Here is a 26086-nt window from a genome sequence, read left to right on the forward strand (position 1 = left end):
TTGATGCATGATAACCATCACCTTATATTTTCATTCTGAACTATGATTATCCACCGTATCCGAATTATTCACTTTCGCCTCGTCCTGAGCTGGATAGGGATCAAAAAAGTTCACCAGTTTTCCTGGACCTTCATATCCCACGACTTGCTCTTTATCTTCTTTGACGAAATCATTTTTCTTCATATAAAAACTCCTTTCTGCCAATTAGTTTGGCAAAAGGAGTTTTTTTCATTCTCCAGGAATGATAAATTTATTAAAGTCCTTAAGCTTTTGGGTTTTCCCAATGACTCTCAATAAATTCGTCACGACCAGATTTTGCCCGGTCTTGTTTATATTCATCGGGATTCTTTTTGTAGAACTTTTGATGATATTCTTCTGCCGGATAGAAGATTGAGGCAGGAAGGATCTGTGTGACGATTGGTTTTTTAAATCGGCCACTTTCTTCTATTTCCTTCTTCGTGTTTTCTGCTAAGCGTTTTTGTTGCTCGTTGTGATAGAAAATGGCTGTGCGATACTGGTCACCGCGATCATGGAATTGTCCTCCGTCATCAGTCGGATCAATCTGAGGCCAGTATAGTTCTAATAATCTTTCATAGGGAAAGAGAGCAGGATCGAAGGTGATTTGAACAGCTTCAAAATGCCCACTGTTACCGGCTTTGATATCCTTATAGGTAGGGTTCTCAAGATGCCCTCCTGAATAACCTGACACGACATCAATAATACCCGGTAGTTCATCAAAAGGTTTTACCATACACCAAAAACAACCGCCGGCAAAAGTAGCGACCTCTTTCTTTTCATTCATTGCGAAAACCTCCTATACATATGCCACTCTAAAGTAGTAAGGCGATAGCTTGAAACAGATTTTATCATGAATGGGGGGAAGCCACAATCAATTAGCTTCAATGTCTCCTTGCCTATAGGGATTACTTTAAGTGGGTAATTGATAACCACATAAACCGAAGCTATTTTCCTATTCTATGGCATGGGCACACAATCAACTTGCATTACGCAGGTAGATTCAATCATTCTGCAAATTTCAACAAATTCATAAAAATCAATTCACTAAAGATGATAACTTGTGTATAATTCATGTGAACGGAACAATTACATATGATACGAGATTAGGTGAAGCGGAAGTTTCGGTAGCAAACTTTTAGCTTCTTAATAGGGAAGTTGGTGTAATTCCAACGCGGTCCCGCCACTGTAAATGGAAGTGAGCTGTATGAATGCCACTGTACCAATAGGTATGGGAAGGTGCAGCAAACAATGACCATGAGCCAGGAGACCTGCCTAATGTCTTTCGCACCAAATCTACGCGGATAGAAAGGTGTAATGTGCATGTCTGACGGTATGAAAGCCATTTTTATGCATTTTACACAACATCTCTAGTCCCACTGGAGATGTTTTTTTGTCTGGGAATAAGTTCATTTACAGGAGGAAAACGTATGAAACACACATTCAAAATCATTCTTGCACTACTATTATCCCTGGGACTCCTTTCAGCTTGCGGTACTGATGGTGAAAGTGTAGAAAAGAAAAAAAATAGCGGTGAAGTCAGTCAGGGACAATCTGCTTTTCCTTTGTCAGTAAACGACGCCCTGAATAATAAAGTCACGATGGAAGAGCAACCTAAGCATATTGTTTCATTGATTCCAAGCAACACAGAAATCTTATTCGAGTTAGGGTTGAATAAGGAAATTGTAGGGGTTTCAGATTTTGATAATTATCCAAAAGAAGCGGCGGCGAAAGAAAAAATAGGAGGAATGGAATTTAACGTCGAGAAGATCATCAGCCTGAATCCGGATTTGGTTCTCGCTCATGAGTCCACAGCTGTTTCGGCAGAAGAGGGGCTAGAACAGCTTCGAAGTGCAGGGGTAAAGGTATATATCGTACGTGATGCCAATAGCTTTGAGGAAGTGTACACCACGATGGAAAACATCGGCACATTGGTCGGAAAGAAAGATGAAGCTGAATCCGTCATTTCGGAGATGAAAGCTGATCTCGAATCCATTAAGGAAAAAGTCAGTGGTGTATCTGAGAAGAAAAAAGTGTATGTAGAGGTGTCACCTTCACCTGACATATATTCTACTGGTAAAAATACATTCATCGATCAAATGCTATCACTTGTAAATGCCGAAAATGTAATGAGTGACCAAGAGGGATGGGTCCAAGTAAACCAAGAAGCAGTCATCGCTTCAAATCCAGACATCATCATTACAACATACGGTTACTACAGCGAAAACCCTAAAAAACAGGTGATGGGCCGAGAAGGATGGAAAGACGTAAATGCTGTGAAAAATGAAGAAGTTCATGACGTTCATTCTGACCTGGTCACACGTACTGGCCCAAGACTGGTTGAAGGAGTAGAGGAAATTGCAAAGTCGATCTATCCGGAGTTATTTACAGAATAAGATATGGATAACATACGGATTGGCAGTATCGTTTTTACTATTCACTCTTCTCGCAGGTATATCGATTGGAACCATCTCAATCCCACCAAAGGACATTTTGTTCATCGTCGGAGCTAAATGGTTTGGATACCATCTACCGGAAGAGATTGATCCCATGTTTACCAACATTGTGTATTCAATTAGATTGCCCAGAGTATTATTGGCATTATTGGTTGGAAGCTCCTTAGCTATCGCCGGAGCTTCTTTTCAAGGGCTTTTGCGAAACCCGTTGGCGGATCCATATACATTAGGCGTGTCTTCAGGAGCATCAGTCGGCGCTGTTATTACCTTGTTTTTTAATTGGAGCATTCCGTTCATTGGAAAGTTTACGCTTCCTTTTCTCAGTATTCTTTGTTCGATTATTACCGTGTTCCTTGTATTATGGTTTGCACAAAAAGTTGAAAGAACGATGAAGGTAGAAACCATCATTTTAACAGGAATTATTTTCAGCTCTTTTTTAGGGTCCTTTATTTCCTTAATGATCGCCCTGACTGGAGAAGAATTAAGACAAATCATTGGTTGGCTTCTTGGGAGTGTATCCATGAGAGGGTGGGATTACATTGCGATAATATTCCCGTTTTTCCTCATTGGAGTGATTTTGTTGTTCTTTAATAGCAAGGAACTGAATGGCATGAGTTTTGGTGAAGACCAAGCCCATCATATCGGGATATCCGTACAAAAGAGAAAACTCTTCATCTTAATTGCTGGAAGTATTCTGACAGGAGCGGCTGTCGCCGTTTCAGGTACGATTGGATTTGTTGGTCTTGTGGTCCCTCATTTTCTGCGAAGGATGGTGGGTCATGATCATAGGCACTTACTTCCTTTGTCTATCATAGTAGGGGGAAGCTTTCTCGTTCTGGCTGATCTTATCTCGAGAACCATCATTGCACCGACAGAACTTCCAATCGGAGTGATAACAGCCCTGATTGGTGCTCCCATGTTTGCTTATATTCTCCTAAAGAAAAGAGGTCTTTCACCATGATTGATATAAACGGGGTTACAGTAGGATACAACGATGAAAAAATCGTGGAGGACATGAATTTTCATATAGACAAAGGAGAATTCTTTGGGATTCTTGGACCTAACGGCAGTGGAAAGACCACGCTATTAAAAGCAATGACGGGACTCCTACCATTAATGGAGGGGAATATCACATTAAAAGGAAAAAACCTGCATCATTTTTCTTCAAGAGATTTAGCCACAGAAGTAGCGGTACTTCCTCAGATATCGACAGAATCCTTCTCATATGAAGTGAGGGAGACGGTTATGCTCGGAAGATATGCTCACCAAAAAGGTTTTTTTAAAGGGACGACTGAACGAGATATTGAGATCGTCGAGAAGGTTATGAAACAAACCGGCATTACGTCCTTCCAGCACCGCTACCTTCATGAGTTGTCCGGGGGAGAACGGCAGCGGGTGTTCCTTGCACAGGCCCTGGCTCAGGAACCACAAGTCCTGTTGCTTGATGAACCTACTAATCATCTTGACCTTTCGTATCAGAAGTCACTGTTGGATTTAATTAAGAATCAAACGGTACACGAAAAATTAACAGTAATCGCGATCTTTCATGATTTGAATTTAGCAAGTTTATACTGTGATCGCTTACTTCTCTTAGACAAAGGAAAAACCAAACTACTCCATCACCCGGAAGAGGTTCTGAAAGAGAAATATATTGAAGAGGTGTATCATACAAAGGTTCAAAAACAAGCTCATCCTTTAGTGGCGAAACCTCAAATGGTGATAGTTCCTGAGGAGAGTGCGACAGAGAACTTTGTTTTAGATGAAAGGTACCTCAGAGTGGGGGCAGAGTACATATACTTCTCTGCTCCTTATCCGCTAAAATGTATGTCTTTAGGGATTATTGGTGCAGGAATAGGATGGTATAAGCACTTTATCAATCGTAGAGTCCCTGCAGATTATGATTGCCCGGATTATCAAGAGGATATGAAAGAATTTCTTGTTCATAATCAGCTGGATCCCTCATTGTCTGTTGGTATGATGACAGCTCTTCCTTTAAATAATATGGTATGTGATCGTTTCGAAGTACAGGGTCATTCCGTATTCGTTGTAGTGACAGCCGGTGTCGGGAATGCGATTGATGTCTCAACAAGTTATCAATATGATATAGATTCAAGGCCGGGCACGATTAATACATGGGTTTTCATCAATGGGAATCTATCAGATGAGGCATATATAGAAGCCCTTGTAACCTCAACAGAAGCGAAAGTGAGAGCCCTTCAAGACATGAGTGTGAGGGACAGAAGAACAGGTCAGCTTGCAACCGGTACACCGACCGATAGTATTCTGATAGCCTCCAGTCAAAGAGGTGAGCTTGAACCGTTTGCCGGGCCGATTACACCGATAGGGAAGTTGATTGGCCGCGGTGTGTATGAGGTAACGAAAAAAGCCATTCAACGATATTTGGATCATACAAAGTAGAATTATTTCAATGACAGGGGTGATTGTGGAGAGGGGGAATCGCCTTGGGAACCCTATATTTTATAACCGGAGGGGTTAGAAGCGGCAAAAGCTCTTTTGCTGAAAAATGGGCAATAGAGAAGAAAAAGTCTGATGTTCCATTGGTCTATCTTGCTTGTGGAGTGAACACTGACAGGGAAATGGAGCAAAGAATCCTGAAACACCAGCAGGACCGGCAAGCGTCTACTGTGGAGTGGACGACGATTGAATGCCCTAATTCGATAGAAGGGATAATCAATCACATTCCTCGACACTCCGTAGTTTTGTTGGACTGCCTCACTACTCTCTTAACAAATGAGATGTATATGAATGGAGATAATAAAGGTCAGTCTCTAGAAGAGAAAATCTATCAGTCTATCTTACAGTTACTAAATAGAGTTGATGTACTGATCCTGGTTAGTAATGAATTGGTTTCTGACCTTCCAATTGATTCAAACGATCTTCTTACTTTCCAGAAACGACTTGGTTCATTACATATAAGAATGGTAAAGAAAGCATGTGTCGCAATTGAAATGACGGCGGGAATCCCTGTTGTGAAAAAAAGGGGCCCGAATGAGGAAGGACGGTTGCCTCATGATCCTATTTAAAAGTTTTCTCCTTAACCTGCAGTTTTTTACGATTGTGCCGATTCGAAAGGAATTCTCTATAGGGAAAAGGGAAATGAAGTGGATGGTTCGTACATTTCCAATGCTGGGTTTATTTGTAGGTGCGATTCTCCTTGGAGGATATGTTTTTCTGACTTCTTTTACCCAAATAAGCTCTTTGGGAATATCATTCTATATCTGGGTAATGCCAATTGTATTAACGGGTGGTATCCATTTGGATGGCTATATGGATGCGAGTGATGCTTTTTTTTCCTATAGAGAAAGGGAGAAGCGTTTAGATATCATGAAAGACCCAAGGGTAGGTGCCTTTGGCGTTTTGTCACTGGTGGTATTGCTTTCATCCCGGTTTTTATTTATTTATGAAACCATCCTTCAATCCCAATCCCCAATTTTGAGGGGTATGGTCCTTGTGTCGATTCCCTTTTTAAGTCGAATGATGATGGGGGCGAGTCTAATCTTTATCCCTGCAGCCCAGTCGTCAGGAATGGGATATGGTCTCAGTAAGAATGTGACGCGTTATGATTTTATTTGGATTGTTTTTGGTTTAATGCTGGGTGGAATCGGCAGCTTCTTTTTAAATTGCTTTTATTTTTATGCTTTATTCACCCTGGTGACGTTAGCTTTATTCTGGTTTGTTTATTCCAGATCCATTAAATGGTTTGGCGGTATGACCGGCGATACAATCGGGGGCAGTGTAGAGGGAGTGGAGTTGTTATTATGGATGACTATATGGTTGTTGCATGTATTCGCCATGGTTTAACAGATGAAAATGAAAAGGGGAAATACCTCGGCTGGACAAATTCTAGTTTATCTAAAAAAGGAATCGAATCACTTAAAAGGAGAAATACCTTTTTTGAAAATTATGAACGATGCTTTACGAGTGATCTTAATCGCTGTTTAGAAACTGCTCATCTTTTGTTTCCTCATGCCCCATTAATCTCTTCATCCCTTTTAAGAGAGATACACTTCGGAGGCTGGGAAGGTTTGACCTATGAGAGCTTAAAGGATGACGATGTTTATCAAGAATGGTTATTGGACCCATCCATTCCCCCACCAAATGGGGAAGGAATTGATCAATTTGGAAAACGAGTCGATTTAGCCTGGGCACAGATAGTAGCCCAGATAAAAGAGCATAATGGGAAGCGGTATGCCCTGATTACTCATGGTGGAGTCATTCGACATCTATTAACTACTTTATCCCCTATAGATGTTCACAGAACGTTTTGGGAATGGGAGGTCAACCATGGGGAAGGGTATGAATTTGTATGGAAGACAGAAAATGATTGGAGGAATCAAACATGTACTTCGTTACGGGAGGTTCCTTTAATGGGAAAAGTAAATGGGTGAAAGTCCATTTTAATCTTAATAGTACTGATACAACCTGGATTTCATTATTTAATAGGGAAAGGATTCATCTGGAGGATATCGATTTTTCAAAATCTGTCATTGTAATAGAGGGACTTGAGTATGGAATTCGATCAAGCATTTTAAATAATGAGTCTGAAATCAGAAAGTCCTTGACCATGTTGATGCAATTCTTAAAGCAGTGGGAAGAAGAAAACCCTGATCGCAAGGTAATCTGGATAGGTTCAGAAATCGGGAAAGGGATTGTCCCAATGGATAAGCTGTCCAGGGAATGGCGGGACATGACAGGATGGGTTTATCAAGATCTGGCGGAAATGTCTCAGAAAGTATGGCTGGTTTGGTACGGACTTGCTACACCATTAAAAGGATAAAGGAGAGGGTTAGTATGCAGCTTTACACAAGAACTGGTGATAAAGGTCAAACGAGTTTAATCGGTGGAAGAGTAGATAAAGATGATATTCGTGTCGAAGCATATGGTACATTAGATGAAGTTAATTCATTCGTTGGACAAGCCATTTCTGAACTTCATGATGAGCGTTTTACAGATTTGTTAGAGGATCTTGAGACGATTCAGCATGAGCTCTTTGATTGCGGAGGTGACCTATCCAACGTTTCGAAAAATAAAAAGATCAAGCTCCAGCCCCAATCCGTCCAGGCGTTGGAAGAGAAGATCGATCGCTTCACTAAGGAAGCGCCCCCTCTGGAAAAATTCATTTTACCAGGTGGTGTGAAAGCTTCTTCAAGTATTCATATAGCGAGAACGGTTACAAGGAGAGCAGAGAGAATCATGGTGTCACTTTCAAAAACGGACGAGGACTTTCCTATAGTGACATTGCAGTATATCAATCGCTTATCCGACTACTTTTTTGCCTTGGCACGTGTGATCAATTATCGCTGCAATGTAAAAGGTGTCGAATATATTCGCAGCGCAAACGTATTTTCAACAGGTAAAGTTCATAAAAAAAATGAAAAGTAATCTTAAAACTCTTTTATTACTGTCCTTGTTTATGGGTTTTTCTGCGATCGGTGGAATGGTAAAGATCCCTGCCGTGATTGGTACGGTTGCTTTAGATAGTATGCCTGCACTATTAATTGCATCCCTTTACAATCGGAGATGGGGCGCAATCGTTGCTGGGGGAGGACACTTGCTGTCAAGTTTATACGTTGGATTTCCGTTGGGACCTTTACATGTTCTCATTGCTATTGAAATGGCCTTCTTTGTATGGGTATTTGGATATGTGTTTTCCAAGGGGAATCGTGTACTGGCAGCCATCCTGTTTCTTATAGGTAACGGGGTACTGGCAGGAGTTCCATTTATATTCATCCTGAATGCCTCCTTTTATTACACCATTGTCCCTTCCTTATTATTGGCCAGTTTCATTAATTTGACGATTGCCCACTTCCTGTTCCCTCCTCTGGCTTCAAGAGTTAGGAGGGGAAAAATCGCATGATTCAAAATCGGGATGTTATATCCATATCGATCTCAGATGAAGAAGAGCTGATCCTGGCTTCAGATTGCAGCGGAGGGATAGGAAGTAAAGAAGGGGATGCGGTTATTGTTGATCCGGAGACTGTGGGGTATTACTGCTTTCGTGTAGCAGTGATGGAATGCTTGTCCGTGGGAGCAACCCTAAAAGCTGTTCAAATATTGAACTTTACGAGTAACTCTGCATGGGAGAGTTATTATTGTGGTGTGAAGAAAGGTTTGAGTGAATTAAACAAAGAGGATATTCCCATAACGGGAAGCTCTGAATCGAATATCGTTCTACATCAATCTGCTCTTGGAGTTACTTGTATTGGGACGAGAATAAAAGAGAGACCTTTTACCTCTTGTCATAACCTTGCCCATGCCCTTATCGGAACGCCATTAGTAGGAAATGAAGTAATCACGAATGGTGCTTCTGTTGCCCCCCTATCCCTATTCATGGACTGTGTACTTCACTCTTCCATCATTGATATTCTGCCAGTAGGCTCTAAAGGAGTATTTCATGAACTTTCTCTATTATTAGGGAATCCTTTAAGAAGGGAGGATGTCACCTCTGGTCAAGACTTGGATAAATCCAGCGGGCCTTCTACTTCATTTCTCATTTCTTACAAGAAAGAGGATGAACATGATGTACGAAAGCTTACCGGGAGGCATTTTCATTCACTACATTTATCATGCTAGGAACAAATAAATACTTTTTAGGATATTTATGATAAAATATACTTTCAAACGGTATGGAGAAATATGTTAGTTCATCCAGCATTCTGCGATTGTCAATTGTATTTGGATAAAGTACTATTTCATACTATCATCAGTAATTCATGAATGTCTTAAAAGTAGGTGAAGAAATGGATTCACGATTAGATCGCAAGACTAAAAAGAGAAAACGTGGAAGAAAAGTGATTTTGGTATTATTTTTACTTATCTTTAGTTTACTCGGCTATGCTGCTTATCAATTTTATAGTGGATATAAAATGGCTGGAAACGATCAGCTTCAAGGAGATTATAAATTCAATGGTGTGAAAGATGAAAACGGTAAGGTTAACGTTTTGTTATTAGGAGTCGATAGCAGGGGCGAGGAGAAATCAAGAACCGACACAATGATGCTCGCACAGATTGATCCGAAAACAAATGAAACCAGGCTTGTTTCTTTTATGAGAGATATCTATGTTGAAATACCAGGATACAAAAACTACAAGCTGAATACAGCTTTTTATTTAGGTGGACCCGAATTGCTCAGGAAAACCATTAAACACAATTTTGATATTGATATTCAATATTTTATGGTGGTCGACTTTAAAGGATTTGAACAATCCGTAGATATACTTGCTCCTGAAGGTATTGAGATGGATGTTGAAAAGGCGATGTCTGAAAACATCGGCGTTTCCCTCCAGCCTGGAGTCCAAAATTTAAATGGGAAAGAGTTATTAGGCTATGCCAGGTTCCGTGCTGATGCAGAGGGGGACTTTGGAAGGGTTGAAAGACAGCAAAAAGTCATAAATGCTCTTAAAGATGAGGTCCTCTCAATAGGCGGCGTCACTAAGCTTCCGAAAATGGCAGGATCGATTCAACCTTATATTAAGACGAATATGAGTAAGCTGGATCAGATTTCCATCGCAAAGGATATCTTGTTGAGTAACACGAGTGATATGGATAAGCTCACCATTCCTGTTGAAGGTAGTTATGGTTTTGGAAGCTATAGCGGTGTAGGATCAGTACTTGAAATCGACTTTGAACAAAACACGAAAGCACTAAAAGACTTCCTAAATGGAAAAAGCCCGGATGAAGCTGCAACTGAATGAGTTTGTAAAGCCCGTTAAGCTGGTAAATGACTTAACGGGCTTTTTTTGTACAAATGGAAGAAAGAAACGTTCCCTTAGAATTGATATAGCAGTCTTCATCATATAAAAATTGATGCCTCTTCAAGTAGAGGCAGAATTTTAAAATTCTGATTATAGGCTCTCTGAGCCAATATATAGCCTTTAGACGGAATCTGACTAACATAAATGACGATGATAACGCTTCCACTAGCTATTTCGGCCAATTCCTTACTACTTCCTATATTGCCCTTGATATCATTTACCAGCATGTTACGATTATAAACGTTGTGAACAAAACACACGCCAACAAAGGTTTTTTGAGACATGAACCAGTGATTTTAATAACAAACAAAACCTTCTTATTATTACTATTTATTAAAATGAATGCACGATTAAAAACTAATCATTAAATATAGGAACAGGAGTGGATATGATTGTTAAAAAATAAAACAATTGCTTTTTTAGGTGCAGGAAACATGGCTGAAGCTATGATTTCAGGAACTGTACAAAGTGGAAAAATCCCATCTGATCAAATTATTGTTTCAAATCGAAGCAATCAAGGAAGACTTCAGGAAATGAAAGCCAAATACGATATAACAGCTTTAACAAAAGATGATCTACCTTTTAATGAAATAGATATTCTTATCCTGGCGATGAAACCGAAGGATATTGATAAAGCATTAGATTCCATTAATCACTTAGTAAGGAACGATACGGTGATTATGTCAGTGCTGGCGGGAATCACCACCTCTCATATGGAAGAGCAGCTACCGGCAGGGCAGCCAGTTATCCGGGTCATGCCAAATACGTCAAGTATGTTGAAAGAATCTGCTACAGCCATAAGTGCAGGACGTTTTACTTCTAGAGAAGACATGGATAATGCAAAAGAATTATTATCAAGCATCGGAGAAGTTTTCGTTATCGAAGAAAGTCAAATGGACATCTTCACTGGAATTGCCGGTAGTGGTCCAGCATACTTCTATTATTTAATGGAACACATCGAAAAGACCGGTGCTGAAGCAGGATTAGACCCTAAATTAGCTCGTAAAATCGGAGCTCAAACCATTTTTGGCGCAGCTAAAATGATGCTTGAGCGAGAAGAAACACCAACTCAACTTAGAGAAAATGTAACATCCCCAAATGGTACTACAGCTGCAGGACTTGATGCATTAGCAGAGTTCGGCGGAGGTAAGGCTATCTCAGAAGCTGTCAAGGGAGCAGAAAAACGTTCGAAAGAAATCAGCTCATCCTTACAGTCCAAACAATTAGTAACTAGCTAAAACAAACATCGACTATTAAACACCCCATATAAACATTACCAACCAAACAAGAAATACAAGTCCGTCCCTACACACATAAAGAGGGGCTAGGGACGGACCTTTTTACTAGGAGTGATTGAATGTCCCAAAATAATCAGAAGAAACGTATCGTAATTAAGATTGGAAGTAGTTCATTAACAAGCTTGCATGGAGAAATGAGTCGCAGGAAGCTGGAGCGACTTGTTGATGAAGTTGTTCGATTAAAGGATGACGGTCATGAAGTATTGCTTGTTTCCTCAGGAGCCGTCGCTGCGGGCTATCGAAAATTAGGATGCTTAACACGCCCAAGCTCTCTTCCGGAGAAGCAGGCAGCAGCAGCTATCGGCCAAGGACTATTGATTGAAGCGTATTCTGATCTGTTAATCTCCAACGGCTACGTGGCTTCTCAAATTCTGATCACTCGTAGTGATTTTTCTGATGAAGACCGATACAACAACGCAAGAAACACAATCAATGTCCTTCTTGAACGAGGAATCATTCCAATAGTAAATGAAAATGATACCGTAACGATCGACCGATTGAAATTTGGAGATAATGATACACTTTCAGCCAAAGTTGCGGCATTAGTGGATGCTGATCAACTCATCATTCTATCTGATATTGATGGATTATATGATTCTGATCCACGTAAAAATCCTGATGCTGAACTGTTAGAGAGTGTTACGGAAATCACTGAAGATATTGAAGATATGGCTGGTGAGCCGGGAAGTGCAGTAGGAACAGGTGGTATGAGGTCTAAGATTGATGCATTTAAAATCACAATGGCTTCAGGCATTCCGGCGTTCCTTGGTAAATCAGGGCATTCAAACGTCATTTACGATGCTGTCCAACACACAGCTAAAGGGACGTATTTTGAATCTACTGAAGATTCCGTCAACCTTGACTCTAAAAAGCAGTGGATTGCGTTTAACTCAGGTCCAGAAGGTGAAATTACCATAGATGCGAGTGCGAAAGAGCGCATTTTAGAGCAGAAGGAAAGTTTGACAATAGATGATATTTATACTGTAAAAGGCCGATTTGATAAAGGGGCCGTCGTTCGAATTCTTGACAATCGTAATGAAGAAATCGGGTTGGGAATGGTGAATTTCCGTTCAGGTCAACTGAAGAATCCTACAGACATCAAAGCCGATCAAGTCGCAGTTGAAATCGATCACCTTGTGTGTCATGTAGAAGTACCCATTCCAGTAGGAGTATAAGCGAAGGGTTTTTTCTCCTTCATATCCTGCTAAATCCGTTCGAATTCTTTTTATAAATATTCAGGAGGTATTTGATGAATTTAACTATAGAAAAAACCGATGTAAAAAAACAAGCGATGCTAGCCAAGAAAGCTTCAAAGACATTAAGTATGCTAACAACGGAACAAAAAAATAAAGCTCTTCATATCCTTGCCGATCATTTAGAAGCTAATTACGAATCCATTCTGACTCAAAATGAAAAAGACCTTGAAAGAGGTAGAGAGAAGGGATTCGAAGCTGCATTTATGGATCGCTTATCTCTATCGAAGGAACGTGTCCAAGACTTTGCAAATGGGCTTCGTCAGGTAGCTGACTTGGAAGACCCAACTGGAAAAATCGTATCCGATTGGACACTTGAAAATCAACTGCAAGTTCAAAAAGTGACGGTTCCTCTAGGTGTCATTGGAATGATTTATGAAGCACGTCCTAATGTAACAGTTGATGCGACAGGATTAGCCCTGAAATCCGGTAATGCCATTGTTCTTAAAGGTGGTTCAAATGCCATTACCTCGAACAAAGCTATTGTAGACGTCATGCATGAAGCACTTGATAAAACGGATATTCCTAAAGATGCAGTACAATTCATTAATACAACCGACCGAGAAGCAACAAGCGAGTTATTCACAATGAAAGAGCATATTGATGTGTTAATTCCAAGGGGTGGCGGTGCATTAATCAATGCTGTTGTAAACAATGCAACTGTACCTGTTCTTGAGACTGGCGTAGGAAACTGTCATATCTATATTGACAAGGAAGCTCATGTAGAAAAAGCATTAAACATTATCATCAATGCAAAAACGGACCGTCCAGCGGTATGTAATGCTGCTGAAACCGTTATCCTTCATGATGACTGGTTTAAAGAGAATAAGGATGCTTTTGTAGAAAAGCTTAAAGAACACAATGTTTCCATTCATGGTGATGAAAAAGCTGTCGCAGCGATTGAAGATGCTAAGCTTGCTGGAGAAGAAGATTGGGCAAACGAATACCTGAGCTTGGATATTGCCGTGAAGATTGTATCTTCTTTGGATGAAGCAGTCGATCACATCGAACAATACGGGACAAAGCATTCAGAAGCCATCGTCACTGAAAACACAGAAACGGCGAAGAAATTCATGATGCTCGTGGATGCTGCCGCTCTTTATCATAATGCTTCCACTCGCTTCACTGATGGAGGAGCGTTAGGATTTGGTGCAGAAATCGGAATCTCTACACAGAAATTACACGCTAGAGGACCAATGGGGCTGCCAGCGTTAACAACTGTCAAATATATGATGCATGGAACAGGACAAATCCGATAATAAACATGGCAAAACGCTTGAGATATTTTCTCAAGCGTTTTTTCTCATTTATCAGGTAGCAGGGGAAGAATTCTGATCAGAACCCTGAGCTGGTATCCTCCAGTATGAACTCATTCAATCCCCTTATCGTGTGGACTTCTTGCTGATAACAGATTTTTAATAGTTCCTCAAAGATTTCGGCGGTCATGATCGCGTCATTCAGTGCATGATGACGGGTCCGGTAGTCGATGCCAAACTTCTTTACAAGGGCGTCCAGGTAACAATCGTCCCGTTCCAATAATCCATTTGCAAGTGAAAAGGAGTCTACATATTCGGGGTTAAATGAAGGTAGCTGCCACTTGAAAATACGTTTCCGAAGAAAGTTTATGTCAAAACTAGCAGGATGGGCAACAAGGATGGTACCTTTGCTAAACTCTAAAAATCGCTGCAATCCAATCGGCAGTGTAACCCCGTTTAGAAAGTCTTTTCGTCTTAGACCCGTAAATCTCTTCGTACTCCTAGACACCGTTTGAAGGGGGTTGATGACTTGATAAAACGTGTCTTTCCCTTGAACTTTACCTTCCTTGATCTTTACCGCTCCGATGGAAATGATTTCATCTCCCACCTCAGGAAAAAAGCCCGTGGTTTCAAGGTCAAATATTGTAAAGTCACAATCGAATAAATGTTTTTGCTGAAGCGTGGGTTTTTCCTCTTCAAATTCTTTTAGGGCACGAGATAATTTATGGTAGGAAAGCTTTTCTTTTTCCTTTTTCACTTGAAAGCGAAAGAAAAACTGCTGCCATAAATAATATTTCAGAATGCGGTAGCCCACATTAATTCCAATATCGTTCATTAAACCACCCGGTTCCTATTAAAACTAATTTCCATCACTTGTTGAAGTCGATTAGCAATTTGGATGGATTCTTTTAATTTCTGACGATCCTCTTTTGAAAGAGTACGTACATCAATATCGTTACTTAATGCCTTTCCTTCTTTAAGTTCAAGAAGGTTTTGCTTTGTGCGCAGAGTGAGGAGTATATGCATAGCTGTTTTAACATTTTGTGCATCCCTGGGATGGAACGCCTGCATATTTTTCAATGCGTGAACACGTTTAATTGTATTGACTTCTTTAATTCCATACCTCACAGAATGAATACGTATCATATTGACGATCTGCAAAAGTCCTGACTTTTTAATATTAAATAAATGATTCCTGGGTTTCAGGTTAACCCGTCCCAAAGGACCGACAGGAAGCTTGAAACGAAGGGCATCTTTTCTTAATAATTGCTGCATATTTAGAGATCGTTTCGATTTTTCCGCTAAATAATTTCGAATTTCTTCTGCGATGGAGTAATCACCGTAAATCGGACGGAAATCATAAAACATTGTAATATTTTGAACTTCCTGTGCGTCTATTTCAAAGAGCCATTCATCAATCGCTTTTTTCCAATCGGTATAGGAACGTTTCCATTTTTGTTCCTTCGCCATGATCCCGCCAGTACATTCAGGAAAACCACATGCTGCAAGCTTTAAATTGAGTTTTTCCGTGAATGCCTGGAAATACAAATCAACCTTTTTGAGATCCGATAAGTGATTATAATCATCGAGTATGATTCCATTATCCTGATCAGTATGAAAGCCTTGTTCACTCCTGCCCTGACTGCCCATGACGATAAAACAATAATTGATAGGTGCAGAGCCAAAGCCTTCCTGACGCATTTCTTTTTCGGTCAACTGAATGATTTTTCGGTGAAGGCGATCATTATAGTTTGAAATCACTTCGCATATATCGTAGCCAAAACTATCCTGAACAAGAAGGTCTTTAATGAACTGTTGAAAGGTATTACTTTTTACAGTTGCCAGTTCAACGAGTTCATCATTCGAAACGGCTTTTTGGATTTTATAGGATAGGTCCAAATAATTTGAATCCTGTATATTGAGAAACGATGTACTTGTCAGAACCCCAACAACTTTATCATTGCGAATAATCGGTACAAAATCCACTTCTTCATGTTTGAAATAAGAAAGAGCTTCATAAGCAAAAGATTCATCACGAATCCAGAACGGTTTTTTCTTCATCCAATCCTTGACTGTTTCACTGACACTTGGGTTTGTAATATAAGACAGGATTTCCCGTTGGGTAAGAATGCCATGCATTTTTTTATCTTGATCCACTACTACTAAACCGTATGTATCTTCTTCTTTCATCTTTCTTGCTGCATCAAGAACAGTGGCATTGCCGTCAATGAAAGTGGGGCGATCCATTAAAGTATGGACTTTGGTACGAAACAGGCTGATATTTTCATCGTCGGTATCCGTAGCAGACTTCGCTTTTATTTCATCGTACAAAGTTTTCATACGATTTCCGATGCTCTCGAAGATGATTTTTGAAAAGTCGTTGTTCTTGGTCATAACCTCCAGGAGCCTATCCTTGTGAATCCGGAACACGGTACAATTTTCTATTGCCTGTACGGAAAAGGTCATTTCACCGCTTGTAAGCATGATCATGATCCCGATTAAGTCCCCAGGATAATAGAATCGGAGGGAATACTGCTTGCCACTTGATCGATGCAGGACATTTTTCGCAAGTCCCGAGACAAGGAAATATATATCCAATTCTTCTACTGTCTCATCTTCATGAAAAAGGAATTCACCCTTCTTGAAGGTAGTGTATTTAGAACCGGAAATAATGTAGTCTAACTGTTCTGTGGTTAGAACATCAAAGGGATAGTGATCTCGTATAATTTGTAACAATTCCTGCTGGTTCATCGAATACCTCCCGTTCTCACTAGTTCCATAGTACTTTACCATAGAATTCCCTAATTTGAAAACGATAAAACAGGCACGGTATATACAAAAAACACCCAACTGTGCAAAAATCATAAGGGTGTTTTCTAAGGTTATATAGCATTTATGTAGTTGTTCACTAAAACGATGGAATAAGAAAAAGGAGTCCCATCCCCTAGGGACTAAGAGGGACTTACTTATTGACGATGAATTCAGCAGCTTCCATTAAGTTTGTAAACATGTAATCGGCGTTAAATAGGGGAGAAGGACCGTCGGCAAGTAAGATCGTTGTGCATCCCGCTTTGTGGCCCGCTTCAATATCTACATCACGATCACCTACCATATAAGATTGGGCAATATCCAAACCATACTTTTGGACTAAGTCCAGAAGCATCCCTGCTTCGGGTTTTCTGCATTTACAACCTTCGTGCGGCTTGTGAGTACAACAGGAAACCTCTTGAATCAATCCACCAGCCTTTTCAATTTCCATAACCATATGATCATGTATGGATCGTAATTGTTCATGAGAGAGATATCCCAACCCAACTCCACCCTGGTTGGTGACGACAAAAATCAGAAAGTCTGATTCTGTCAATAATTTAATAGCGTCAAGAACTCCCTCAAGGAAATAAAATTGATCTGGTCGATTAACAAATGTCACTCGTTGGGTTTTCACCTCATTGATTACTCCATCACGATCCAGAAAAACAGCTTTCTTCACCAGTAATCCCCCTAATTCGATCTTATTCTTCAACAAATCCTTATTTTGTGTCGCTTTATGCGGTTTCCGAGGAAATAATGACAGAGTATTCTGTCATTTACAGATGATATGAACTTAAACCTATAAATGAAATTTTACCACCATTCTTTACAGAAATAAACGAATGGAGCAGGACTCACCTCCAGATATACAAAATAGATAGGGACGGACCTTTCAAAGGTCCGTCCCTATCTATTATCTATCTATTATAATTTTTGAATAAAAGCGACTTTAAGGTAATCACTCTGTTTGTATTGACTGAGGGTTTTAAAGTCTTCCGGCAGGGTGTACTCCTCAAGTATTTTGTATTTACCAGTGGTTTCTTTAAAGGCTTCTTCAATAAAGCTTTTGAATTTCTTCATATTGAAGGTACTGCAATTAGTGGATGCCACAATGGTACCGTTTTTTTCAGTTATTGCAATCGCTTCTTTTAACAAATCTTTATAATCCTTTGATGCACTGAATGTATGTTTCTTTGAACGTGCAAAGCTTGGTGGATCAAGAATAACAAGATCAAAGGAGAGTTCTTTTTTTACGGCATATTTAAAGTACTTAAAGACATCTTCCACAATGATGTTTTGTGCTTCATAATCGATTCCGTTAATGCTGAATTGTTCAATCGTTTTACTTAGACTGCGATTAGCAAGATCTACACTAGTGGTCTGTGAGGCACCACCGAGTGCAGCGAAAACAGAAAATGCTCCTGTGTAAGAAAACGTATTTAATACCCGTTTTCCCTTAGAATAAGAATCGCGAATTCGTTTACGCACTTCACGTTGATCAAGGAAAACACCTACCATGGCACCGTCATTTAAATAGATGGCAAATTGAACGCCATTTTCTTTGACGAGAAGAGGGAATGAAGGGCGGGTCCCTTCGACGAAATCATCTTCCTCCACATATTTTCCTTCCTGTGCAAACCGCTTTTTCTGATAAATGCCTTTGAAATCGGTTAGTTTTCTTAACGATTGCATAACCTCTTCGTGAAAAGAATAGGCTCCCTTTGAATACCATTGAATGAGGTAGTAGCCATCAAAGTAGTCGATGGTGATGCCCCCAAAGCCGTCTCCTTCACCATTAAACACACGAAATGCTGTAGTATCTTCATTATAAAAGAAGTGAAGTCGTTGATTGATGGCAGCTTGGATTTTCTTAAAGATAAAGTCTCTATCAATTGCTTCTTGCTCCTTCCAGCTCAGAAGCCAGCCTCTCCCTTTGTTCTGAATTCCGAAGTAGCCTTTCGCAATAAAGGTATTCTTATTGTCAACAAGCTTGAAAATTTCTCCGTCTTGTACACTCTCCATCGATGTTGTCACATTTTCTTTATTTAAGAGGGGAAAACCTTTTTGGAATTGTTGTATGTACTTAGGGTTTGCTTTAATGATTCTTTCTTTTGTCATTCTACTCATCCTAACCTTGAGGTTTAGTCTTGTGTAGTATAGAACGTAAAGGGATTTTACGCAACTGCACAGAAAAAAACTTCCGTATCAGAATAGAAACTCTATCTGAGTACGGAAGTAAATATTCTCTTATTTACTCCATAGGTAATCTCCAACAAGCCGGTCTACTTTAATCGTCTCATGTAGGCCGCTATGAGAAATAGATGGATCATACACGATCTTGTATTGAAAACGACTTTCTTCAAATAGTGATTGACTACCTATAGCACTTGGAACGTTTACCACATCATCACCTGATCCAGCAATGGATAATACATTTATATGGGAAGGGATTAGATGACGATTGATAAATAACTCCTTTAATGCATGTGACTCAGGTTTTAGATCAATAACAGCTGCGCCTGTATTAATTTGGTCATAAGATTCCTTCGTAACTCCAAGGAAAGGTGTAGCAATCGTAATGAATTTATGGGTCTTCGGAACAAACGAGTGATCTCTTGTATTTAGAATATATTTAGTCGAGGCAAGCCCACCCATGGAGTGTCCTACGATATTTACGTTTGAAACGTCAAATTGGTGATATAAGAGCTTCATTGCATTTTCTAACCAGATTGCTTGCTTCTCTAACGATGCACGGTTATCTTCAAATATGACTTGAACGAGTGGAGGTGAAGTGGGATTTGTGGAAAGAGATCCTTTATACACTACACTCCCATCTTCAGACACATAAATCTCCAACGTTTTTTGACCCCAGCCATGCTGATTTTCAAAGCGTTCTAACATCGTTCTAAAAGAATTATATGTACCTTTGTACCCGTGTACAAAGACAGTGGGATATTTTTCTTCAGCGGTTAAAGGTTTTTCACTGGATTGAACATTTGTAGTGCGAAATAGAATATATAAAGTGAAGAGGGTGAAGATGATACCACTCCACAAAAACAAATGTTTATGATTAATTGACAAGGAAATCGCTCCTTTAAAAAGGTATACTTCTATTGTAAAGGATTCGAGAAGTATTGAATATGTTAAAAAAGAAATTTATTTGTCATATTATATGTAACTTTTACCAAAAAGTGATGCAGTGCTTATACGTTTACATTCCTGATTGGAAGTGAAATTGTGTTGATTGAACTAAAAAAAGGCTTAAATGATTCATTTAAGCCTTCAGCTTTATTCTCCCATAATCATCATTTTTTAAACCCAATCACCAGCTCTGAAAACAGGTTCAAATGTCCCGTCTTCCTTTTCGCCGTCGATGTCTAACTGATCCGATCCTATCATGAAGTCAACATGAATCATGCTTTCGTTAAAACCTACTTCCCGTAATTGTTCAGCCGACATACTTTTACCACCTTCTACACAGACGGATAAGGCTCGTCCCAGCGCTATATGACAAGATGCATTTTCGTCAAAAAGTGTGTTGTTAAAGACGATGTTTGTATTAGAGATAGGGGAGTTATGGGGAACCAATGCCACTTCTCCTAAATAGGAAGACCCTTCATCTGTTTCTAGTAGATTTTTCAAGGTGTCATACCCTTCCTCGGCTGTGAAATCTACAACTTTTCCTTTTTTAAACGTGAGCGAAAAGTTCTTAATTAACGTACCGCTATAGTTAAGTGGCTTTGTGCTTGAAACTACACCATTCACACCATGTTTAACCGGAATAGTAAACACTTCTTCCGTTGGTAGATTAGGAACAAAGGGAATACCCTGATCATTTGTAAACTGAGCACTGATCCATTCCGTTTGAGGATGGAATTCAATTGTAAGATCTGTTCCAGGTCCTTTATAATGAAGCTTTTTATATTTGTTTTGATTTAAACGTTCGGCGTTCTTGTTTAGGTTGTTAATATGTGCTTCCCATAGGGCAACTGTGTTCACTTGATCCGTTCTTGTTGTATAAAAAATGTTTTCCCATAGTTTATCAATTGCTTCTTCTTGGGAAAGTTCCGGGAAAACGGTTTGAGCCCATTCGACCGTAGGGAACGCAGCTATCAACCAGCTTATTTTTCCCCCGCCTATATAAGCAGAAAAATCTTTCATGGCTTCCGCTGAGGCTCTGTTCAATATAGCAACCCTTTTAGCATCTGTATCTCTTAATAGGGAAGGGTTTGGTGCAGCTAAATTCAAGAGGGCCACGTTGTTTTCTGCCATCTCGATATATCCTTTTGCTTTCCAATCAGGAAAGACTTTCAAGCCTTCCTCGGATGAATTCTCTAAGCGGATTTTCTTTAATTCTTCATCGTAGAAGTCCGTTAATACATTTAAAACCCCGGCTCCATATGCCTTTTCAGTAACAAGACGAACAAACTTGTACGCTGTAACTGGTGCAGAAATCAGTAATTCCTGATCCTTTTGCAGATTTAGTCCTACCTGTACGATTAAATCTGCATATCTCTCCAACTTTTTCTCAAATGCATGATTCATCTGAAATCCCCCTCAATATGTATTCAATACTAACTATATCTCTTTATTCAGAAAATTTCATTGATTATGTTTATGAAGTACGTAATGAAGAAATGGTATTGAAGTGGATAACAACCTGAGGAAGAAATTGTGTTTCATAAAAGCTATAATAACAAAAGAAAAAGGACTGCCCAGATGGGCAGTCCTTTATGGTTTTATAGTTTACTAGAGAAGGGCGGGAACTCTTCTTCATTGCCATTTATTACGACAACACCGGAGAGTGCCATAGCAGTTAGGCTCGTGATTAGTAATAATTTTTTTAGCTTTTTCATCATTTCACCTCCTATAAAGTTAACATTTCTTCATAAATGACATTGGCTTCATTTAGATGAAATGCTGCATGTTTATATTTTCTAACCCCCTGATAATACTGACCAAGGAATTTAGAATACTCGGCATATAACAGATGGTAGCCGCTCTTTTTAAAAAAGGGCAGTGTATACTCCTTCATAAACGCTTCAAAACCATGTGGGAAATCATTTAAAGCAAACTGATAATAAGATAATTGATAGAACTTATCCGGATACTTTTGTTTAGAGCAAAGGTGTAATCCTTTAGGTAACCAGAAACGCACCTCGGTAAATTGGTTTTTTTTGTAATATTCTTTGACCAGAGAAAGAATAGAGTACAACTTTCCTTCTTCGTCTGAGTCTTTAAGTTCAATACTTCGTAAATAATGCTGAATGGCTTCTTCACTCTTATTCATAAATGATTTTAAATAGCCTAAATTCTGCTCCACCTTGGAGTTTAATGACGTATAGTTTATGGAATGTGAAATGAAATTGGCCCAATCATAATGTTTCATCGCTTCTTCGCTATAACGTATCCGCCGATAGCAAATCCCTAATATCAAATGCACCTCAGCGCATCTCTTCTGGTAATAAACGCCCTGGAAAATGGAGAGTGCCTTCTCCCCATAAAAGATTGCCAAACGGTATGTACCTAAACGGGTCAAGACTAAGCTGAATAAATAATATAAATCTGCCCGTTCTTCTTCATTAATCACATTGCCAAGTACGTAGTAGGTTTCAGCTTCTTTCAGTTCCCCTTGGGCTTTATCGTACTCTTCAATCAAATAATAGTAATTTCCTTTGTATTTGTGATAATAGAATTTCAGCGTATCTGAGAGATCTTTATAATTGGATTGGATCTGTACCATATGCTCTAAAGCTTTCTGAAGGTTCCCTTTAATCAATTGGACACGGAAGCAAAGGATTTTATAGAATAAATGAGGTATAAGATCATCCGTTTGTTCAAGCTCCTTTTTAATGACCTCGTTGATGGACTTGGCTTCCTCTGATTTACTCCACAACAATGCATGGTTCCAGTTCTCGAGAAGCTTGTTCAAATGGTTTGGGTTATCAAGCAGATTGTTTACCCCTAATCGGTCACAGAGCAGATTAATTATGTCATTTGACGGAGTAACTTGATTGTTTTCCAGTTTGGAAAGATATGATACGGAAATAATCCCTTTTGATAAATCTTCTTGAGTTAAATTTCGTTTTAGTCTATGAAAGCGGATTTTAGAACCGATTGTCATATGATCCTTCTCCTCTAACCGGGCTTTAATAGTTCATTTCTTCATGTGATTGAGCTATTAAAATAGTAACATATAAAAAGGGTAAATGTTTTGAATATTCCTATAATTATATTTTTTGTGGGTATTTTGTATGGTGTTTTATTCCTGATGCTTTTATTGAGGGAGAATGAAACTGTGAGAAACTCTTTCTCATTTCGTCTGGGGGAGGAGACGCAGGGGTGTGGGGGAAGGGAAGAGGCCCCCTCCACATTTTCCTATTCTTTGTGATCAAGTTGTTTTCCATGGTGTTGATGTGGATGCCATCTCATCATATAGTCATTTTCTTTCAATTTTTGAAACTTAGCTTCCATCATTTTAAGTACGTTGTCCCCCTGTTCTTTTGAGAAGACGCCATACTCTACATATTTTTTCACAAGTTCTTTCTTTGTTGAATACATTTGTTCATGCAATTTGCCAAGCTCTGCTTTTTGTTCTTCAGTAAGGTTCACCTTCGGCGTTTGTGGTTCACCTTCTGCTGCTGCAATTGTGCCGACATTCAGGCTAATCAAAAAGACAGCTAAGATAGATACAAACATTTTTTTCATTTTATTCACTCCTTTTCAATGTTTCTCCCATATTCTTTGCCGAATACTAGCAGAATATGTAGGAATAGACGAATAAGACGGGTATATAATAGGGTAAAGACAAGTAGTTATAGGAAAGGTGGCTGAAATATGATTAAACAATTTTTGTCCAGCATAGGCATAGGACATGTAAAGGTGGATACAATCGTGCACAAAACTGAAATTTCTCCCGGGGATCCGATTGAAGGTGAAGTCGTCTTAGTCGGGGGAATGTCCGAACAGCCTATTAACGAAATTCAATTATTGCTTCTTGAAAAATATGAGGAGGATAAAAAAGATAGTGATTTTTCCTATCATGAAAAAGATTTAGATACGATTATCCTTGATAAGGTAGGTACAATCCGTGCGGGTGAAGAAAAGAGGATCTCTTTCACGTTTCCTACCTCTACGGATCATCCCAAAACAACGGATGCAAACAAAACCATTTTAAGAACGACAGTAGATATACCCCAAGCGGTAGATCCTACAGATGAGGATAGTATAATTGTCCGTTAACATTTCACGTAAGGCAGATTCTATTATTGAATCTGTCTTTTAATTTGGCTTCTATGTCAATTAAGAGTAAAAGTTCTCATTGAAATCCATATTAGCCCAATGTAAAATATAGTAAGCGTATACATTCGAAAAATTCAGATATTTAAGAACGTATACTAAATTAAATGAGTGGGAGGAATTTGATGGGTGGAATATGGTTAGCGGTAATAGGGGGGCTTGTCTTTTTATTAGGGTATAAATATTATTCTAAGCTTATCGCTGAGCGGGTGTACCGGCTGGACCCGAATTATGTCACACCGGCTCACCAATATAAAGATGGGGTCGACTTCGTACCGACGAATAAGTTTGTCCTTTGGGGTCACCATTTTACTTCTGTTGCCGGGGCGGCTCCGATCGTTGGCCCTGCAATTGCCGTATATTGGGGATGGCTGCCTGCTTTTCTATGGGTCATATTAGGAACCGTATTCGCTGCCGGCGTGCACGATTTTGGGACCTTGGTTCTTTCAGTTCGAAATAAGGGGCAATCTGTTGGTTCTTTAGCCAATAAATTAATAGGCAAAAGAGCAAAAGTACTTTTTCTATTCATTATTTTAATTCTTGTGTTAATGGTTAACGCAGTATTTGCCTGGGTAATTGCAAATCTATTCATTACTTTCCCAGCAAGTGTGGTGTCGGTGTTCATTCAGATTCCATTAGCAGTGTGGATTGGGTATTCGGTCTATAAGCGCAATGGAAGTATGTTGTTGCCTTCAATCGTGGCTCTGGCTGTGATGTACGCATCAGCCGTCATTGCAAGCCGGGTGGGATTTTTACAAATTGATCTGGTTCGATATTTTGGTGGACAAGAGGCAACCTCATTGTTTGGCTTGAGTTCAACAAGCATGGCTTTCTTTGTATGGATCGTCATTCTGATGATTTATGTGTACATAGCTTCAACTCTACCAGTTTGGAAGTTATTACAGCCCCGTGATTATATCAACTCACATCAATTAATCGTTGGTTTAGGACTGCTTTATCTTGGTCTCCTTTTTACAAATCCTGAAATCACCGCACCAATGACAAACGGAGCTGCAGATGTTTCATGGTTCCCGTTACTATTTATTACAATTGCCTGCGGTGCCATTTCCGGGTTTCATGGGCTGGTTTCTTCCGGCACATCATCCAAACAGCTGGATAAAGAAACGGATGCACGCTTTGTAGGATATTTAGGTGCTGTAGGTGAAGGGGCACTTGCACTGATTGCGATCATTGCATGTATTACATTTTTTCCGAATGTGGAAGAATTTCAAGCGACATACAGCGGATTTGCTGCAGCAAGCGGAGCTGGGCTGGGTGTCTTCATCCAAGGAGCCGGACAACTTGCAACAGGTGTAGGAATTCCGGCGGATATCGCAGCTACGATTGTTTCCGTGATCATTGTGAGCTTCGCCGCAACAACATTGGACTCCTCTGTTCGACTTATGCGCTATATCATTGCCGAGCTGGGAGAAGAGTACAACGTGAATCCTTTAACAAATGCTCATGTTGCTACTACCATAGCCGTTGTTTCAAGCGCAGCCTTAACCTTATTACCTCAAGGACCTAAAGGATTCGGGTCGGGTGGATATCTTCTATGGCCACTTTTTGGTACATCGAATCAATTGCTTGCGGGAATCAGTTTACTTCTGATTACCATTTGGCTTAAGCGCCAAGGAAGGAATTATATCGCCACCTTGATTCCAATGGTATTCCTTATGTTCATGACCTTATGGGCTATGATTAACCAAGTCGTGTTTGAATGGTCAGGTGTCGGTGAATCAGAAGGGAATATGCTGCTCTTTATCTTTGGAAGTATCATTCTCATTTTCACCTTGTGGATTCTTATAACTGCGGCATCTTCACTGTCTAAAAAGGGAGATGACCCTTCACAGTTTTCTGCTTAGTTAGGTGATAAGGGTGACTCGGGGTCTCGAGTCCCCTTTTCTTCTTATTTTTAAAGGA

26 protein-coding genes and 1 riboswitch are annotated in these 26086 nt (G+C 39.7%); of the genes, 16 read left to right on the plus strand and 10 right to left on the minus strand.

Annotated elements, in window-relative coordinates; genetic code table 11:
* Positions 1-30 precede the first annotated feature (30 nt).
* Complete coding sequence (locus tag TV75_RS21725; protein ID WP_156142300.1) at positions 31-183, minus strand: hypothetical protein; 153 nt, start codon at positions 181-183, stop codon at positions 31-33.
* A gap of 79 nt (positions 184-262) precedes the next feature.
* Positions 263-802: a peptide-methionine (S)-S-oxide reductase MsrA gene (gene msrA, locus TV75_RS01485; RefSeq protein WP_044336817.1), complete on the minus strand. Its 540-nt coding sequence runs from the start codon at positions 800-802 to the stop codon at positions 263-265.
* Between the two features lie 304 nt (positions 803-1106).
* A riboswitch (cobalamin riboswitch) is annotated at positions 1107-1308 on the plus strand.
* 137 nt (positions 1309-1445) lie between these two features.
* Here msrA and TV75_RS01490 point away from each other — a divergent pair.
* The 14 genes from TV75_RS01490 to TV75_RS01560 all read left to right on the plus strand — a co-directional run bounded on the left by TV75_RS01490 (position 1446) and on the right by TV75_RS01560 (position 14056).
* Complete coding sequence (locus TV75_RS01490; RefSeq protein WP_044336819.1) at positions 1446-2411, plus strand: ABC transporter substrate-binding protein; 966 nt, start codon at positions 1446-1448, stop codon at positions 2409-2411.
* The gene (locus tag TV75_RS01495) at positions 2374-3432 is read left to right on the plus strand and encodes a FecCD family ABC transporter permease (RefSeq protein ID WP_044336821.1); all 1059 of its coding nucleotides are present in this window, start codon (positions 2374-2376) and stop codon (positions 3430-3432) included. Before TV75_RS01490 ends, TV75_RS01495 begins: the two co-directional genes overlap by 38 nt.
* On the plus strand, positions 3429-4889 hold the full coding sequence (locus TV75_RS01500) for an adenosylcobinamide amidohydrolase (RefSeq protein ID WP_044336823.1): 1461 nt from the start codon (positions 3429-3431) through the stop codon (positions 4887-4889). The genes TV75_RS01495 and TV75_RS01500 overlap by 4 nt, the downstream gene beginning before the upstream one ends.
* Positions 4890-4933: 44 nt before the next feature.
* Entirely contained in the window at positions 4934-5515 is a 582-nt protein-coding gene (locus TV75_RS01505) for a bifunctional adenosylcobinamide kinase/adenosylcobinamide-phosphate guanylyltransferase (RefSeq protein ID WP_052504387.1), read from the plus strand.
* Complete coding sequence (locus TV75_RS01510; RefSeq protein ID WP_044336826.1) at positions 5502-6293, plus strand: adenosylcobinamide-GDP ribazoletransferase; 792 nt, start codon at positions 5502-5504, stop codon at positions 6291-6293. The genes TV75_RS01505 and TV75_RS01510 overlap by 14 nt, the downstream gene beginning before the upstream one ends.
* Positions 6251-6880 (plus strand): histidine phosphatase family protein, encoded by a 630-nt coding sequence (locus TV75_RS01515; RefSeq protein ID WP_044337953.1) that lies wholly within the window; start codon positions 6251-6253, stop codon positions 6878-6880. Before TV75_RS01510 ends, TV75_RS01515 begins: the two co-directional genes overlap by 43 nt.
* A complete protein-coding gene (locus tag TV75_RS01520) occupies positions 6832-7269 on the plus strand; it encodes a bifunctional adenosylcobinamide kinase/adenosylcobinamide-phosphate guanylyltransferase (RefSeq protein ID WP_044336828.1) in 438 nt (145 codons plus the stop codon). Before TV75_RS01515 ends, TV75_RS01520 begins: the two co-directional genes overlap by 49 nt.
* Positions 7270-7283: 14 nt before the next feature.
* Entirely contained in the window at positions 7284-7874 is a 591-nt protein-coding gene (locus TV75_RS01525; RefSeq protein ID WP_044336830.1) for a cob(I)yrinic acid a,c-diamide adenosyltransferase, read from the plus strand.
* Positions 7875-7929: 55 nt separating this feature from the next.
* The gene (locus tag TV75_RS01530; RefSeq protein WP_253275452.1) at positions 7930-8349 is read left to right on the plus strand and encodes an ECF transporter S component; all 420 of its coding nucleotides are present in this window, start codon (positions 7930-7932) and stop codon (positions 8347-8349) included.
* The gene (locus TV75_RS01535) at positions 8346-9065 is read left to right on the plus strand and encodes a hypothetical protein (RefSeq protein ID WP_044336834.1); all 720 of its coding nucleotides are present in this window, start codon (positions 8346-8348) and stop codon (positions 9063-9065) included. Before TV75_RS01530 ends, TV75_RS01535 begins: the two co-directional genes overlap by 4 nt.
* 167 nt (positions 9066-9232) lie before the next feature.
* Complete coding sequence (locus tag TV75_RS01540) at positions 9233-10186, plus strand: LCP family protein (RefSeq protein ID WP_044336836.1); 954 nt, start codon at positions 9233-9235, stop codon at positions 10184-10186.
* 452 nt (positions 10187-10638) lie between these two features.
* Entirely contained in the window at positions 10639-11484 is an 846-nt protein-coding gene (gene proC / locus TV75_RS01550) for a pyrroline-5-carboxylate reductase (protein ID WP_044336840.1), read from the plus strand.
* Between the two features lie 119 nt (positions 11485-11603).
* Complete coding sequence (proB, locus tag TV75_RS01555) at positions 11604-12719, plus strand: glutamate 5-kinase (protein ID WP_044336842.1); 1116 nt, start codon at positions 11604-11606, stop codon at positions 12717-12719.
* 74 nt (positions 12720-12793) lie between these two features.
* Positions 12794-14056 carry a glutamate-5-semialdehyde dehydrogenase gene (locus tag TV75_RS01560; protein WP_044336844.1) on the plus strand — a complete coding sequence of 421 codons (1263 nt, stop codon included), beginning with the start codon at positions 12794-12796 and terminating at the stop codon, positions 14054-14056.
* Positions 14057-14132: 76 nt separating this feature from the next.
* Here TV75_RS01560 and TV75_RS01565 read toward each other — a convergent pair whose 3' ends face one another.
* The 8 genes from TV75_RS01565 to TV75_RS01600 all read right to left on the minus strand — a co-directional run bounded on the left by TV75_RS01565 (position 14133) and on the right by TV75_RS01600 (position 23572).
* The gene (locus tag TV75_RS01565; RefSeq protein WP_044336845.1) at positions 14133-14888 is read right to left on the minus strand and encodes a 3'-5' exonuclease; all 756 of its coding nucleotides are present in this window, start codon (positions 14886-14888) and stop codon (positions 14133-14135) included.
* Positions 14888-16804 carry a DUF294 nucleotidyltransferase-like domain-containing protein gene (locus tag TV75_RS01570; RefSeq protein WP_044336847.1) on the minus strand — a complete coding sequence of 639 codons (1917 nt, stop codon included), beginning with the start codon at positions 16802-16804 and terminating at the stop codon, positions 14888-14890. Before TV75_RS01570 ends, TV75_RS01565 begins: the two co-directional genes overlap by 1 nt.
* Positions 16805-17015: 211 nt before the next feature.
* Positions 17016-17543, minus strand: a complete 528-nt coding sequence (locus TV75_RS01575) for a D-glycero-alpha-D-manno-heptose-1,7-bisphosphate 7-phosphatase (RefSeq protein WP_044336849.1) — start codon at positions 17541-17543, stop codon at positions 17016-17018.
* A gap of 245 nt (positions 17544-17788) precedes the next feature.
* Positions 17789-18982: a class I SAM-dependent rRNA methyltransferase gene (locus TV75_RS01580; protein WP_044336851.1), complete on the minus strand. Its 1194-nt coding sequence runs from the start codon at positions 18980-18982 to the stop codon at positions 17789-17791.
* 129 nt (positions 18983-19111) lie between these two features.
* Positions 19112-19945 (minus strand): alpha/beta hydrolase, encoded by an 834-nt coding sequence (locus TV75_RS01585; protein WP_052504389.1) that lies wholly within the window; start codon positions 19943-19945, stop codon positions 19112-19114.
* A 231-nt stretch (positions 19946-20176) separates the two neighbouring features.
* On the minus strand, positions 20177-21409 hold the full coding sequence (locus TV75_RS01590) for an aminopeptidase (RefSeq protein ID WP_044336855.1): 1233 nt from the start codon (positions 21407-21409) through the stop codon (positions 20177-20179).
* 322 nt (positions 21410-21731) lie between these two features.
* A complete protein-coding gene (locus tag TV75_RS01595) occupies positions 21732-22988 on the minus strand; it encodes a helix-turn-helix transcriptional regulator (protein WP_044336857.1) in 1257 nt (418 codons plus the stop codon).
* Positions 22989-23242: 254 nt separating this feature from the next.
* The gene (locus TV75_RS01600) at positions 23243-23572 is read right to left on the minus strand and encodes a DUF2680 domain-containing protein (protein WP_044336859.1); all 330 of its coding nucleotides are present in this window, start codon (positions 23570-23572) and stop codon (positions 23243-23245) included.
* A 129-nt stretch (positions 23573-23701) separates the two neighbouring features.
* On the opposite strand from TV75_RS01600, the gene TV75_RS01605 reads away from it, so the two are divergent.
* Positions 23702-24106 (plus strand): sporulation protein, encoded by a 405-nt coding sequence (locus TV75_RS01605; protein ID WP_044336861.1) that lies wholly within the window; start codon positions 23702-23704, stop codon positions 24104-24106.
* A 182-nt stretch (positions 24107-24288) separates the two neighbouring features.
* Positions 24289-26028 (plus strand): carbon starvation CstA family protein, encoded by a 1740-nt coding sequence (locus TV75_RS01610; RefSeq protein ID WP_044336862.1) that lies wholly within the window; start codon positions 24289-24291, stop codon positions 26026-26028.
* Positions 26029-26086: the final 58 nt, after the last annotated feature.

Origin of the sequence: Rossellomorea aquimaris (assembly GCF_000935355.1) — a bacterium.
GTDB lineage: Bacteria > Bacillota > Bacilli > Bacillales > Bacillaceae_B > Rossellomorea > Rossellomorea aquimaris_B.